Source organism: Mycobacterium sp. 852014-50255_SCH5639931 (genome assembly GCF_001665605.1).
Lineage (GTDB): Bacteria > Actinomycetota > Actinomycetes > Mycobacteriales > Mycobacteriaceae > Mycobacterium > Mycobacterium paraffinicum.
In genome coordinates this window covers 1-13,469 of sequence record NZ_LZSV01000002.1, presented here as the reverse complement: position 1 = coordinate 13,469, position 13,469 = coordinate 1, and the positions used below count along the sequence as shown (strand labels likewise).

Genomic DNA, 13,469 nt, shown 5'->3' with positions numbered 1-13,469 from the left:
TGCGACGCTCGAGCCGGAACGCGCTGGTCAGACCCGGATTGGCGCCGCTAACGCTCGCGCGGGCCGCCGCAGGGGGCCGACCTGGGAAGCGTTCTCGATTGGGGGCTTCACAGCAAGCTAACGCATACTTGACACCATGCTTGAAGCGACATCGCCGCAGACCGCCGTTGCGGTGGCTGGTGATGCGCTGGGCGTGGGCAGAGGTTTGTGATGGCCCGCTCGGGCGGTGCTCATCGCCGCCATCGAGCCGTCCGCCAACCCTCACGTTTCCGTAGAGGGCTGACGCGCACCTTGGGCGCGCTGATCTCGGTGGCGGCGGTGGGGCTGACCGGGGCGGGTTACTACGTGGCTCACGGCGCGCTGGGCGGCATCACCGTCTCGAACGCCCTGCAGCCCGACGATCCGCGGTCCAGCGGCGACGACATGAACATCCTGCTGATCGGGCTGGACTCGCGCAAAGACCAGGACGGCAACGACCTGCCCTGGTCGATCCTGAAGCATCTGCACGCCGGCGATTCCGACGACGGCGGGTACAACACCAACACGCTGATCCTGGTGCACGTCAGCGCCGACAACAAAGTTGTCGCCTTCTCAATCCCGCGCGACGACTGGGTGCCCTTCACCGGGGTCCCCGGATACAACCACATCAAGATCAAGGAGGCGTACGGCCTCACCAAGCAGTACGTCGCGAACAAGCTTGCCAACCAGGGCACCAGCAGCCAGAAAGAACTCGAGACCAAGGGTCGCGAAGCCGGCCGGGCGGCGACCCTGCGCGCGGTGCGCAGCCTGACCGGCGTTCCGATCGACTATTTCGCCGAGGTCAATCTGGCCGGGTTCTTCGACCTGGCACAGACCCTGGGCGGGGTGGAGGTCTGCCTCAACCATCCCGTCTACGACTCGTATTCCGGCGCCGACTTCCCGGCAGGGCGACAGACGCTGGACGCCTCCCAGGCGTTGTCCTTCGTCCGGCAGCGCCACGGGCTGGAAAACGGTGACCTGGACCGGACCCACCGGCAGCAGGCGTTCATTTCGTCGGTCATGCAGGAGTTGCAGGCCGCGGGAACCTTCACCAACCTGGACAAGCTCAAAGGCCTCATGGCGGTGGCGCGCAAGGATGTGGTGTTGTCTTCCGGTTGGGACGAGGAGATGATCCAGCGGCTGGGTTCGCTGGCATCCGGCGGCCACGTCGAGTTCCGGACGCTGCCGGTGGTGCGCTACGACAACATCGACGGCCAGGACGTCAACATCATCGACCCGGCCGCGATCAAGGCGGAGGTAGCCACGGCGATCGGCGCCTCGCCCCCGACCACGACGCCCGCCACCACGGCCGCCAAACCGAGTCCGTCGACCATCGTCGACGTCATCAATGCCGGCAGCATGAGCGGACTCGCGACCGAGGTGTCCCACGCCCTGCAGAACCACGGCTACACCACGGGGCAGACCCGGGACCGCAATTCGGGTGAGCCCTCGGCGAGCACCGTCGCGTATGGCGCCGGGGCGGAAACCGACGCGCGTAATGTGGCCAAACTGCTCGGCCTCGACGCGCCCAGTCAGCCCGATCCCAACGTCCAGCCCGGACACATCAGGGTGACCGTTGATACCAATTTCTCGGTGTCGATGGTTGACGACGGCACTTCGGACGAAACCGCGAGCACCACAACGTCGACCAAGGCCAAGACGTATTCCTACAACGGCACCACCACGACCTATCCGACGCCGGATCAGGGGAAACCGATCGACGGCGGCGGCGTGCCCTGCGTTAACTAGCGGCGATCGCAAGCGCGCTAAGCGTGCGTCCCGCCGTCGATGCGGATCTCGGTCCCGGTGATGAACGCACCGTCATCGGAGACCAGCATGGCGATCACCCCGGCGACCGCCGACGGGTCCGCCATCCCGGTGCCGCTGGACTCCACCGTGGTCGGCAGGATCGGCATCAACCTCGAAAACAACGACCAGTCAGCGTCTTTCGGGATATATCCCCCGGTCGCGTCGGTGATTCCGGACTTGATGCTGCCGGGTGCCACGCAGACCGCGCGCAGGCCGTCACGCGCGTATTCGAGCGCCAGTGAATGGGTGAAGGCCTGAATTCCGCCTTTGCTTGCCGCGTATGCCGCCATATACGGGTGGGCGAACGACGCCGAGGTCGAACTGAAGTTGACGATCGCACTGCGCGGATTCGCCAATAGCATCGGAAGCGCTTCGCGCACAACGAGGAACGTCCCGGTCAGGTTGACGCCGACGATCTGGTTCCACAGTTCCAGGCTGGTCTGGTGGGTGTGCGCAGCGCGCAGGATGCCGGCGGCATTGACCAATGAGTCCAGGCCGCCGAGCTTTTCGACGGCCCGGCGCACACCGTCGATCACCGAGTCCTCGTTGCCCACGTCCATCGGCACGGTGGTGAGGCGGCCGGCGGTCGCGGCCTCGTCCGCGCGGCCCCGGGTGGCGTCCAGGCCGGCCTCGGCGACGTCGGAGGCGACCACGGTGGCGCCTTCGTCGAGGAGCCGCAGCGCGGTCGCCTGCCCGATCCCCGACGCGGCGCCCGTCACCAGAATTCGCTTGCCCTCGAGTCGATTCATTGCTGCTCCCGTGCTCGTCGCGTCACTAGGCGCTCATCATCGCAAAGGACGGCCCCCGACAAGGCAGAGTGGATGCATGGACATCGGATTTATCGGCTTGGGCAACATGGGCCGGGGCATGGCCGCCAACCTGATCGGGGCGGGCCACCAGGTCACCGTCTACAACCGCTCCCCCGGCAAGGCGGAGGGCCTGGTCGAGCGGGGCGCCACCGCCGCCTCAACGGTCGCCGAGGCGTGCACCGGCGACGTGGTGTTCACCATGCTGGCCGACGACCACGCCGTCGAGGCCGTTGCGTTCGGCGAACACGGGATTCTGGCGGCACTGGCCGCGGGCGCCACGCACGTCTCGTCGAGCACCATCAGCGTTGCCCTCTCGGAGCGCCTGGCCACCGCGCATGCCGAAGCGGGTCAGCGGTACGCCGCGGCGCCGGTATTCGGTCGGCCCGAAGCGGCAGCCGCCGCAAAGCTTTTCGTCGTCGCGGCGGGCGAGCCGCAGGTGCTGCAGCCGCTGTCCCCGCTGTTCGACGCGATCGGCCAGCGGACCTTTGTGGTTTCCGAGCAGCCGCACAGCGCCAACCTGGTGAAGCTGAGCGGCAACTTCCTGATCGCTTCGGTGATCGAGAGCGTCAGTGAGGCCGTCGCGCTCGTCGCCAAGGCGGGGGTCGACAGGCAGCAGTACGTCGACATCCTCACTTCGACGTTGTTCGCGGCCCCCGTCTATCAAACGTACGGCGGGCTCATCGCCCGGCGGGAATTCGAGCCGGCCGGCTTCGCCGCCCAGCTGGGCCTCAAAGATGTTCGCCTGGCGCTCGCCGCCGCGGAGCAGTTGCAGGTGCCACTGCCGGTGGCGAGCCTGCTGCGTGACCGCTTCCTCACCTTGGTGGCCACGGGCGGCGGGCACCTGGACTGGTCGGCGCTCGCCACGCTCGCCGATCGAGACGCCGGCCTGGGATCAGACGACTCCGCGTAGCCCGTCGGCACCGAACGCGGGTTCCAGCATCGCGGAGTAGTCCGGGCCGCGTCGCAGCATGAGCCCACCGTCGACGTTGATGATCTGCCCGGTGATGTAGCACGCGGCGTCGCTGAGCAAGAACATCGCCAGGTTGGCGACGTCCTCGACCTCGCCGGGCCTTGGCAGCGGCGTGCACTCGCGGTAGTCGTCGCTCACCTCCGGCAACGCGAAGACCGGGGCGACCAGATCCGTGCGGATCAGGCCCGGCCGGATGCTGTTGACGCGCACCCAGGACGGGCCGAGCTCGTCGGCGGCCAGCTGCATCATGTGGTCGACGGCCGACTTGCTGACGCCATAGGCGCCGAACCATCGGTGGGTGTTGCTGGCCGCGATCGATGAGATGCCCACGAACGAGCCGCCGCCACCGCGGACCAGCTCCCGCGCGGCGTGCTTGAGCACGTACATGGTGCCGTTGACGTTGAGATCGACGGTGCGCCGCCAGCCGTCTGAGTCGATCTGGGTGATCGGCCCGATGGTCTCAGAGCCACCCGCGCAATGCACCACCCCGTGGAGTTGACCGTGCCAGGCCGTCGCGGCGTCCACCGCGCGGGCGGCCTCCTCTTCGTTGGTGACGTCGGTCGGCTCGTAGCGAATGGAGCCGTCACCTGGAAGTGCTTCGATCTCGCTGACGGCCCCCGCCAGCCGGTCGGGGTTGCGGCCGACGATCATGACCGAGGCGCCCGCCGCGACCAGCCCGGCGGCCACGCCCTTGCCGATCCCGCTGCCACCACCGGTGACCAGATATGTCCGGTTCTCAAAAGAAAGCTGCACGCGACGCCCTCTCAAACTGAAACAGGTTCCAGATATCGAACCACGCGGAGAACTCGCCGCGGCAACGGGTGGCCGCGTGCGGCCGGCGAGCGCTACGGCGTATCGCGGCGGGCCACCTGCGTCGGCTTCGCGTTGCGCCAGTCCTCGACGTCGGGCGGCAGTCCGACCGCGTACCTGTTCTCGTTGTGGGCCGCCCAGTGCGCATGCCCCAACTCGTGGATGTGGAACGCGTGCCGCAGGGCCTCGGTGAATCCCATCGCGTCGGAAGCGGCGTTGACCGAGTCCTTGACGAGCAGCGCCGCCATCGTGGGCCGGTCGGCGATGCGCCGGGCGAATTCCAGTGTCTTCTCGGCCAGCTCGTCGACGGGGAACACCTTGGACACCATGCCAAGCCGATAAGCCTCGTCGGCGTCGAGCGAATCTCCGGTCAGTAGCAGCTCTTTGGCCTTGCGGGGACCGAATTCCCAAGGGTGGGCGTAATATTCGACGCCCGGCATCCCCAGGCGCACCGCGACGACATCGCTGAACTTGGCATTGTCGGCGGCCACGATGAGATCGCATGCCCAGATCAGCATCAGGCCAGCGGAGATCGCGTTACCCTGCACCTGGGCAATGGTGATTTTGCGTAAATCCCGCCAGCGGCAGGTGTTTTGGAAGAAGTAGTGCCACTCCTGCAGGTAGATCTTCTCCGCGATCGGATCGCGGGTCCCGCCGTTGATGCGGAAGCTCGGAAGCTGGCTGCGCTCGGCGATCGCCAGCTCTGAGCCCAGGTCGTGGCCCGCGGAGAAGTTTCGGCCGCGCGCCGCCAGGATCACCACGCGCACGGTGTCGTCGGCCTCGGCGCGCAGAAACGCCTCGTCGAGTTGCACCAGCAGGCCGCGGCTTTGCGCGTTGTGGGCGTCCGGCCGGTTGAGCCATATCCGCGCGATGCGGCCCTCGTCGAGGGTTTCGTAGCTCACCAACTCTTCGGCGTTGGCGTCGCCCGTCTGAGCACCGGTTTGCTCGGAGAGTGTCATGCGGCCCACCTCACTTGTTGTCAGGTCCGACGTCTTTACACATTACGGCCAGTGTGTAAGTGGCTCACCGGTGGGTGGGTGAGCCGTCCGGCCGCGTGCCGAGCGGCAGCAGGCGGTGGTCACGGGTGAACGCCAGGCGGACCAGTCCGAGTGCGACGACGACGGTGGTGGCCGCCACCGAGCCCAGGATCAAGAACATCACGACGGCCTGGACCAGCACGGCCTGCACCGGATGCACGCCGGCGAGGATGAGTCCCGTCATGGCACCCGGGAGGAACACCAGCCCGGTGGCTTTGGTGGTTTCGATCTGCGGCGATATCGCCGACCGCAACGCGGTCCGCAGGTACGGGGAGGCGGCCTGGCGGGAGGGTTGCCCGAGGGCGAGCCTGGCTTCGATCTCGTCGCGCTTGTCGCGGAGCTCGTCGACCAACCGCCGCGCCACCAACACCGTGGCCGTCATCGAGTTGCCGATCATCATCCCGGCGACCGGCACCAGAGTCCGCGCCTGCAGGGGGAACACCCGCAGCCCGAAAATCACCCCGAGGGTGATGACGGCCGCGGCGGCGAACGCCGCGATCGTCAGCGGCGCGAGTCGCGGCACCTCAGGCGCCCGACGCCGGGCGAGATCCCCGGCGTAGACCACCATGCCCGCCACCCACGCCCATGACCACCACAGGGAACGGCCGGGCTCGAACAGCAACGTCAGCGCGCCACCGACGAGCAGCAACTGCGCCAAGGCGCGCGCCGCCGCCCAGGCGAGCTGCCCCTGCAGTCCCAACCGCTGCCACAGCGAAATCACCGCCGCGAACGCCACCAGAATCAGCGACGCCGCCAGGCCCATCCAGCCAACCTGGCCGTTCATCACGCCACCGACCCGACCGGGCCGAGCCCCAGGCTTCGGCCCCGCTCGATGTGCAGGACCCGGTCCGCGGCGCGTTCCACCTGCGGCGAATCGTGGGTGACCCACAGAGCGGGAATCCCGTCGGCCGCCAGGTCTCGCACGGCACGCTCGATCACCCTGGCGGCTTCGGCGTCGACGGCGGAGGTGGGTTCGTCGAGGAGCAAGACCTGCGGTTGGGCCATCAGCGTGCGGGCCAGGCACATCCGCTGCGCCTCCCCGCCGGACAAGGCCGTGGCGTCGCGGTCCAGCCAGGATCCGGTCAAACCGACCCGGGACAGCGTGTCCCGCATCCGTTCGTCGGATGCTTCTGGGGCGGCTGCCCGCAGGTTGTCGGCGACCGTCCCCGGAAACGGCGACGGACGCTGGAAACACATGCCGACCCGGCGACGCAACCACAGGGGATCGATGCCGGCGACGTCCTCGCCGCAGAACGACACCGTGCCGCTCGTCGGCACCTCGAGCCGGTTGCACAGCCGAAGCAGGGTGGATTTGCCCGAGCCCGACGGGCCGAACACCGCCGTCACACCCCGACCCGGGATGGCTGCCGTCAGGCCGTCCAGCGCCCGCACGCCTTGCCGCTCTACCACCACGTCGAGGAACTCGAACATCAAGTCCTCACCCACCTGCTCATCCTGCATCACCTACAGTTATGTCATGGCTACGAAATCTGACCCTGGCGAGATCGACGACGTCGAACCGGTTGCCGACAGCACCGCGAGCCAGGCCAGGCGAGTCGTCGCGGCCTATGCGAACGACGCCGACGAGTGCCGCGTCTTCCTGTCCATGCTCGGTATTGGGCCCGCAAAACTCGACGCGTAAATGACACCCGGGGACGGGCACGACTCGAAGACACCGACCTTCGGGAATTCCGACTTTGTGGTGGTCGCCAACCGGCTGCCGGTAGACCAGGAACGGCTTCCCGACGGCACCACGGCGTGGAAGCGCAGCCCCGGCGGCTTGGTGACGGCCCTGGAGCCGCTGCTGCGCCGCCGGCGGGGCGCATGGGTCGGCTGGGCGGGCGTCGCCGAGGAAGAGACCGATTTCGATGACGAGCCCATCGTCCAGGAGGACTTGGAGCTGCGCCCGGTGCGGCTGAGCGCCGACGACATCGCCCAGTACTACGAGGGATTCTCGAACGCCACGCTGTGGCCGCTCTACCACGACGTCATCGTCAAGCCGATCTACCACCGCCAATGGTGGGACCGCTACGTCGAGGTCAACCGGCGCTTCGCCGTGGCCACCTCCCGCGCCGCCGCCCAGGGCGCGACCGTATGGGTGCAGGACTACCAGCTGCAACTCGTGCCGGCGATGCTGCGGGAACTGCGGCCCGACCTGACCATCGGTTTTTTTCTGCACATCCCCTTCCCGCCGGTGGAACTGTTCATGCAGCTGCCGTGGCGCACCGAGATCATCGAGGGCCTGCTCGGCGCCGACCTGGTTGGCTTCCACCTGACCGGGGGGGCCCAGAACTTCCTGTTCCTGGCACGGCGATTGATCGGCGTGAACACGTCCCGCGGGTCGGTCGGGGTGCGCGCGCGGTACGGCGAGGTCGATCTCGGGTCGCGCGTCGTCCGGGTCGGCGCCTTCCCCATCTCCATCGATTCGGGCTCACTCGACCAGGCCGCCCGCGACCGCGACATCAGGCGGCGCGCCCGGGAGATCCGGACCGAGCTGGGCAACCCCCGCAAGGTGCTGCTCGGCGTCGACCGGCTGGACTACACCAAGGGCATCGATGTGCGGCTGAAGGCCTTCTCGGAACTGCTCGCGGAGGGACGCGCAAAACGCGACGACACCGTTTTGGTGCAGCTCGCGACGCCGAGCCGCGAACGTGTGGAGAGCTACCAGATTCTGCGCAATGACATCGAGCGCGAGGTGGGACACATCAACGGCGAATACGCGGAGGTCGGCCATCCGGTGGTGCACTACTTGCACCGTCCGGTCCCCCGCAACGAATTGATCGCGTTCTTCGTGGCCGCCGACGTCATGCTGGTCACCCCCCTGCGTGACGGCATGAACCTGGTCGCCAAGGAGTACGTCGCCTGCCGCAGCGACCTCGGCGGTGCGCTGGTGCTGTCCGAATTCACCGGCGCTGCCGCCGAACTCCGGCAGGCCTATCTGGTCAACCCGCACGATCTCGAGGGCGTCAAGGACGCGATCGAAGCGGCGCTGAGCCAGCCCGTCGAGGAGGGCCGGCGGCGGATGCGGTCGATGCGGCGCCAGGTCCTCGCCCACGACGTCGACCGCTGGGCGCGGTCATTCCTGGACGCGTTGGCGGAACCGCAGGCGCAGAACGCCAAGTAGGCCGCCCGAACCCATGGTGCTGCCGCGCAAACGCTGTGATACTCGGTGGATCGGTGCAGGGGAAGCTCCGGAAGGGAGGGCACTGTGAAGCTCCGTCGCGGGTTGGCCGCTGGCGCAGGCATCTTCTCGGCAGTCGCCATCGGAATCGCGCTGGACTCCGGCGATCCCGCGCACGCGATCGGACCGCCACCGGATGGCAACTACAACTTCAACGAGGCAGGGGTCTCCGGGGTGACCTGGACGATCTCGGCGTTGTGCGACCAGCCGTCCGGAACCCGGAACATGAATGACTACTCCGACCCGATCGTCTTCGCGATGAACTGCGCCCTGAACATCGTGAGTTCGACGGCCGAACGGATCACCCCCGCGGACAAATTGCAGAACTTCAGCGGCAGGGCCCGAATGTCCAGCATGCTGTGGACGTTCAAAGTCGAGAAACCGGACGGCGTCTCGTGTCCGGGCGGCGGCACCGCACCGTCCACCGAGACCTACGCGTTCAGCGACGAGAACATGAGCGGCACCCACACCAGTCTGCACGGCGCCGTCTGCGGGATGCAGCCGGAAATGAAGAAGCAACCGTTCTCGCTGCAGATGACCGGGCCGCCGCCCAGCCCGATCGAACGTTATCCGTTGTACTGCAACGGCATTGCGATGTGCTATTAGGACCTGCGCCTAGATCGGCGTGATGTAGGCGATCAGCCATTGCTTGCCGATCTTTTTGAAGTCGACCCGCAACCGGCTGCCGTCGTAGAGCGGCTGGCGTGTTTTGTCGGTCACGGTGCGGTTCATATAGACCATCAGCGATGCCGAATCACGCTTGGCGGACATGACTCCCACGCCCACGACGCTGGCCTGGACGACAACCTCGCGCTTCTTGGCCTCCGGAATAATCTGCGTGTTGGCGCTTTTCCGGAATTCCTGGCGATAGTCGGGGGTCAACAGCGGGTACGCGTCGCTGAGGCTGCGTTCCACCGTCTGATAGTCATAGGCGAAGACCTGGGGAATCTCCTTGGTAGCCAACGCAGGTAGCACCGCCCGCGCCGCTTCCTCGCCACGCGTCTGCACCCGCCCCCAGTAGAACCAGCCGGCCGCCGCGGACAACCCGACGAACACCAGAATCAGGAGGTAGCCCGCGACGACGAGCAGCCATCGCCGCCACCGCATCAATTACCCCCGTTGGGATACTTCAGGTCGTAGCCCGTCATCCGCCCCTGCTCGTCCTCGTGCACGATCACTCGCAGACGATAGGGCATGGAGGGTTTGTTCACGCCGTCGATGTCGGCGACCGTGACCCGCACCGAAACAAGCACGGACGCGTTGTCGGTGACCGTGTCGATGCCCTCAAGCGCGGCGCCGTTGATGACCGCTTCCGACGTGGCGTTGGTGGAGCGGAAGATGCCCTTGAGGTTCTCGATGTTGTTGTTGGCGCCGAGCATGCCGCGCAGCGGTCCGCTGGTGCCGTTGAAGAAGCGGTTCACGCTCTCGTCGATGTTGTCCTGCTTGTAGCTGAACATGTTGACCACCGTCTGCGTGGCGGTGTCGACGAAACGCTGGTCGCGCGCTTGCTGGGCGTTGGCGTGCCGCTGCTGCATGACGAGAACGGCCAGGCAACCGGCCAGCGCGCCGATGGCCAACACCGCGGCCGCGAAGGAAATCCATGCCACCAGGGCACGGTGCGGTCGCCGCCGCGGTGGCGGCTTGAGGGACTTGAGCGCCTTGACGGGCTTGGCCGGCTGCGTCGGCGCGGCTTCGACCTGCACCGTGGCGGCTTCGTTCGCTTCGCCGTTCGCGGGGCCGGCCGCGCGGGAGGCCCGACGACGGACGCGCGGATTGTTCGTTGGCTCCTCTGCCACTACATCGGCCTCGGATCGAGCATCAGGTCCACCCAATTCTCGGCGCTGGACACGCCGCTAGCACCGGCCGCGAAAATACCAGTGCCACCGGCCGGGTCCCTAAATGCGCCGGTCTTCTCGTCATAGGTGGCGTACGCGGGTCCGCTGGCCTGCGGCTGCGGGCCAGGTGGCGGACCCCACGGCTTCTCCGGTCCCGGGCCCGCGGGTGGGGGATTGATCCCTTCCGGCGGCGCCGGAGGCGGCAGCCACTTGGGATACGGCAGCTGCGGCGGCACGGGCGGAACCCCGGGCGGCTGCCACGACGTGAACGGCGGTGGCGGCCCGTTGTCGTTGGGCGGTGGCGGATCGTATGCCGGCTGCTTGTTCGGCAGCGGGCCCGGCCCCGGCACCACCCCGGGCGGGGGTGGTCCGACGATCGGGGTGCCCGGATCGGGTTCCGCACCCGGCGGGATGTAGGGGAACTTGTTGGGCGGCAACACGTTCAGCCCGTTGGTCACCGGGGTGTCGTACGGCACGGGCGGACCCCGCCACGGGTTGCGGCCAATGGGAACGTAGCCCTTCGGGTCACGGCAGAGCTGCACCGTCGGCGCCCGTTTGCCGGGGAATTCCTGGCACGGATAGTTGCGCGCGCCCCGCACGGTGCTCGGATCGTTCTGGGCCACCTTGCAGTACATGTCCCTCGGCAGCTCGCGCACCGTCTCGTCGGCCGGCGTGCGCATCAACGGCGGGGGCAGGAAGCCGACGGCGCACGGCGGCGGGTCGTTCAGGTCCAGCTTGAAGTCCAGCTTGGCGCCTTCGTCCTGCGGTGCACCGCCGGCCGCCGTGGTGATCGCGGCGAACAGCGCCGGCAGCACGACCAGCAGCTGCTCTATCGACTTGTGGTAGATCACGCCCACCCGACCCAGGTTGGCCAGGCTGGCGGCCAGCGTCGGGAAGGACGGGCGGATGCCGGAGAACGCGGTGCTGGCCTCGTCGGTCGCGCCCGGCGCGGTGGCCAGCGTAGAGCGCAGCTGCGGGTCGGCCTGGCGCACCTCGGAGGTGAATCGCGCCAGCCCGTCGGACAGCGACTTGATGTCGGCGCCGGCGCGAATCTGCGACTGCAGGAACGGGCCCGCCTGGTCGATCAACTGGGAGACTTCCGGATAGTTGGCGTTGGCCTCGTCCACCAGCAGGCGGGCGGACTCGAACAGCCGGGCCAGCTCGGGTCCCGACCCGTTGGCCGCGATGAACGTCTCATGCAACACCTCGCGCAAGCGGGTGTCGCCCAGGCTGTTGGTCAGCGCCTCCGCGCGTTTCAACAGGTCGGCGACGTCCCGACCGATCCGGGTGTTCTGCTGCTCGATCCGAAACCCGTTGCGCAGCTTGGTCCCCGCCGGTGCGCTCGGTGGCACCAGGTCGATGTATTGCTCACCGACGGCCGACACGCTCTTGACGGTGGCGGTGACGTTCGACGGGATGGCGGTGCCGCTGTTCAGCCGCATCCCGGCGGTGACGCCATTGGGATTGAGCCCCACCGATTCCACCCGGCCGACGGCGACGCCGCGGTAGGTGACGTTGGCGTTCTTGTACAAGCCGCCGCCGGCCACGAAATCGGCCGTCCCGGCGTAGGTTCCGAGCCCGAACGTCGAGGGCAGCCGCAGGTAGAAGATCGCCATCACGGTCAATGTGACGGCGGTGATCACCGCGAATATCCACAACTGGATCCTGGTCAGTCTGTCGTGCATCTGCGCCCGCCCCCTATTGTCCCGAAGCCGTGCCGGGCGGAATCTTGAACGGATCGGCCGCCTGTCCGGACAGGTTGGCCATTTCGCCGACCAAAAAGTCAGGCGGATTGAGGATCTCGTTCATATGGGCCATGTTCGGGTCGAAATATGCCGTGGTGAAGAAGGTTTCACCGAGCCGGCGCAGCGTGAGATCGAAGGTGGTGAACACGTTGAGGTAGTCACCGCGCACCGCATTCTTGATACCGAAGTTGGGGAAGGGGAACGTCAGCAAGAGCTGCAACGACGTGACGAAATTCTTCCGGTTGTCGGCGAGCGCCTTGGAGGCGGCGTACAGATCCTTGAGGTCGGCGGCGAAGTCCACCTTGGTTTTTGCCAGTACATGCGAGGTCACCGTAGCCAGCTTCTTGAGCGCGGAGAACGCCTCGACGATATGGTCGCGGTTCTTATTGAGCACCCGGATTGCGTCGGGCAGTGTGTCCAGCGCCCGGCCCAGGTTGTCCTTGTCGCGGGCCAGGCTCGCCGAAAATCGGTTCAAGCCGTCGACCGCATCGATGATGTCGTTGACCTGCCGGTTGAGTCCGGCGGTCAGTTCCGCCAGCCGGGGTACCAGGTCGACGAACTGGTCCTGCCGGCCGGCGACGGCCTGATAGGTCTCGTCGGTGATCTCTTCGAGGGCACCGACGTTGCCCTTGTTCACCACGACGCCGAGGGCCGACAGCACCTCCTCGGTGGTGGGATAGCGGCCGGTGTTGGACTCGGAGATTTTGGACCCGTCGGTCAGTTTGCCCACGGCCGGCTTGCCCTTGGGGCGGGCCAGGTCGATGTGCATCGAACCCAGCAGCGACGTCTGGGCGACGGTCGCTGTCGCGTTGGCGGGCAGCGCGACATGCTTTTCCAACGACAATTTCACTGCCGCGTAGAACGATCCGTCGGACCGCTGCATGGCTTGGATGCCGGAGACGCTGCCGACGGTGACGTCGTCAACCATGACCGGAGAGTTCTGCGGAAGGGTCGCCACGTCGGGCAGATCGACGGTGATCGAGTAGGCGCCGCCGCCATGGCCCGCCGTGCCGGGCATCGCCAGCGAGTTCAGACCGTTGAATTGGCAGCCGGCCAGCAGCGCGCTGCCCACCGCTAAAGCGCCACCGCGCAACCACATTCGGTTCACTTAGCCGCCCCCTTGGTCGGCCGGCGGCGCCGGCGCCTGGCCCGGCGCGGGGCCCGGGAGCGGCCCGAAAGCGCTCCCCGGGTTGGGGCCGGGGGCCGGACCGGCATTACCCAAGGCCGGCGCCGGGCCCGGCGCTGTCTCTTATAC

At 67.4% G+C, this 13,469-nt stretch carries 14 protein-coding genes; 5 read left to right on the top strand and 9 right to left on the bottom strand.

Annotated features, from left to right (window positions below):
* The first annotated feature begins 210 nt into the window (after positions 1 to 210).
* A complete protein-coding gene (locus A5758_RS00470) occupies positions 211 to 1,767 on the top strand; it encodes an LCP family protein (RefSeq protein ID WP_156622452.1) in 1,557 nt (518 codons plus the stop codon).
* 17 nt (positions 1,768 to 1,784) lie between these two features.
* Here A5758_RS00470 and A5758_RS00465 read toward each other — a convergent pair whose 3' ends face one another.
* Entirely contained in the window at positions 1,785 to 2,576 is a 792-nt protein-coding gene (locus A5758_RS00465) for an SDR family NAD(P)-dependent oxidoreductase (protein ID WP_067201611.1), read from the bottom strand.
* Positions 2,577 to 2,652: 76 nt separating this feature from the next.
* On the opposite strand from A5758_RS00465, the gene A5758_RS00460 reads away from it, so the two are divergent.
* The gene (locus tag A5758_RS00460; protein ID WP_067735087.1) at positions 2,653 to 3,546 is read left to right on the top strand and encodes an NAD(P)-dependent oxidoreductase; all 894 of its coding nucleotides are present in this window, start codon (positions 2,653 to 2,655) and stop codon (positions 3,544 to 3,546) included.
* On the opposite strand, the gene A5758_RS00455 is transcribed toward A5758_RS00460, so the two are convergent.
* From A5758_RS00455 to A5758_RS00440, 4 genes are all read right to left on the bottom strand, one after another.
* Positions 3,529 to 4,359 carry an SDR family oxidoreductase gene (locus A5758_RS00455; RefSeq protein ID WP_067201619.1) on the bottom strand — a complete coding sequence of 277 codons (831 nt, stop codon included), beginning with the start codon at positions 4,357 to 4,359 and terminating at the stop codon, positions 3,529 to 3,531. The genes A5758_RS00460 and A5758_RS00455 overlap by 18 nt on opposite strands.
* Before the next feature lie 92 nt (positions 4,360 to 4,451).
* Positions 4,452 to 5,375, bottom strand: a complete 924-nt coding sequence (locus A5758_RS00450; RefSeq protein ID WP_067201623.1) for an enoyl-CoA hydratase — start codon at positions 5,373 to 5,375, stop codon at positions 4,452 to 4,454.
* Between the two features lie 64 nt (positions 5,376 to 5,439).
* Positions 5,440 to 6,237, bottom strand: coding sequence for an iron export ABC transporter permease subunit FetB (gene fetB, locus A5758_RS00445; protein WP_067735084.1), 798 nt, complete (start codon positions 6,235 to 6,237; stop codon positions 5,440 to 5,442).
* Entirely contained in the window at positions 6,237 to 6,914 is a 678-nt protein-coding gene (locus A5758_RS00440; protein WP_197503664.1) for a phosphate ABC transporter ATP-binding protein, read from the bottom strand. The genes fetB and A5758_RS00440 overlap by 1 nt, the downstream gene beginning before the upstream one ends.
* A gap of 16 nt (positions 6,915 to 6,930) precedes the next feature.
* Here A5758_RS00440 and A5758_RS25545 point away from each other — a divergent pair, with 16 nt between their 5' ends.
* From A5758_RS25545 to A5758_RS00430, 3 genes are all read left to right on the top strand, one after another.
* The gene (locus A5758_RS25545; RefSeq protein WP_156622451.1) at positions 6,931 to 7,095 is read left to right on the top strand and encodes a hypothetical protein; all 165 of its coding nucleotides are present in this window, start codon (positions 6,931 to 6,933) and stop codon (positions 7,093 to 7,095) included.
* Entirely contained in the window at positions 7,096 to 8,577 is a 1,482-nt protein-coding gene (locus A5758_RS00435) for a trehalose-6-phosphate synthase (protein ID WP_067735080.1), read from the top strand. It abuts the gene before it with no gap.
* A gap of 84 nt (positions 8,578 to 8,661) precedes the next feature.
* Complete coding sequence (locus A5758_RS00430; RefSeq protein ID WP_067201633.1) at positions 8,662 to 9,240, top strand: hypothetical protein; 579 nt, start codon at positions 8,662 to 8,664, stop codon at positions 9,238 to 9,240.
* Positions 9,241 to 9,249: 9 nt separating this feature from the next.
* Here the strand turns inward: A5758_RS00430 and A5758_RS00425 are convergent, their stop codons facing one another.
* From A5758_RS00425 to A5758_RS00410, 4 genes are read right to left on the bottom strand one after another with little or no spacing between them, the layout of a single operon-like run.
* A complete protein-coding gene (locus A5758_RS00425; protein ID WP_067735077.1) occupies positions 9,250 to 9,741 on the bottom strand; it encodes a mammalian cell entry protein in 492 nt (163 codons plus the stop codon).
* Entirely contained in the window at positions 9,741 to 10,430 is a 690-nt protein-coding gene (locus A5758_RS00420; protein WP_067735074.1) for a mammalian cell entry protein, read from the bottom strand. The genes A5758_RS00425 and A5758_RS00420 overlap by 1 nt, the downstream gene beginning before the upstream one ends.
* Positions 10,430 to 12,154: a virulence factor Mce family protein gene (locus tag A5758_RS00415; RefSeq protein WP_067735070.1), complete on the bottom strand. Its 1,725-nt coding sequence runs from the start codon at positions 12,152 to 12,154 to the stop codon at positions 10,430 to 10,432. The genes A5758_RS00420 and A5758_RS00415 overlap by 1 nt, the downstream gene beginning before the upstream one ends.
* A 13-nt stretch (positions 12,155 to 12,167) precedes the next feature.
* Positions 12,168 to 13,322 carry a virulence factor Mce family protein gene (locus A5758_RS00410; RefSeq protein ID WP_156622450.1) on the bottom strand — a complete coding sequence of 385 codons (1,155 nt, stop codon included), beginning with the start codon at positions 13,320 to 13,322 and terminating at the stop codon, positions 12,168 to 12,170.
* Positions 13,323 to 13,469: the final 147 nt, after the last annotated feature.

Bases quoted from the DNA above. Each gene is read 5' to 3' on its own strand.
- A5758_RS00470 (WP_156622452.1), top strand. From the start codon at position 211: ATGGCCCGCTCGGGCGGTGCTCATCGCCGCCATCGAGCCGTCCGCCAA.
- A5758_RS00465 (WP_067201611.1), bottom strand. From the start codon at position 2,576: ATGAATCGACTCGAGGGCAAGCGAATTCTGGTGACGGGCGCCGCGTCG.
- A5758_RS00460 (WP_067735087.1), top strand. From the start codon at position 2,653: ATGGACATCGGATTTATCGGCTTGGGCAACATGGGCCGGGGCATGGCC.
- A5758_RS00450 (WP_067201623.1), bottom strand. From the start codon at position 5,375: ATGACACTCTCCGAGCAAACCGGTGCTCAGACGGGCGACGCCAACGCC.
- fetB (WP_067735084.1), bottom strand. From the start codon at position 6,237: ATGAACGGCCAGGTTGGCTGGATGGGCCTGGCGGCGTCGCTGATTCTG.
- A5758_RS00440 (WP_197503664.1), bottom strand. From the start codon at position 6,914: ATGCAGGATGAGCAGGTGGGTGAGGACTTGATGTTCGAGTTCCTCGAC.
- A5758_RS25545 (WP_156622451.1), top strand. From the start codon at position 6,931: ATGGCTACGAAATCTGACCCTGGCGAGATCGACGACGTCGAACCGGTT.
- A5758_RS00435 (WP_067735080.1), top strand. From the start codon at position 7,096: ATGACACCCGGGGACGGGCACGACTCGAAGACACCGACCTTCGGGAAT.
- A5758_RS00425 (WP_067735077.1), bottom strand. From the start codon at position 9,741: ATGCGGTGGCGGCGATGGCTGCTCGTCGTCGCGGGCTACCTCCTGATT.
- A5758_RS00415 (WP_067735070.1), bottom strand. From the start codon at position 12,154: ATGCACGACAGACTGACCAGGATCCAGTTGTGGATATTCGCGGTGATC.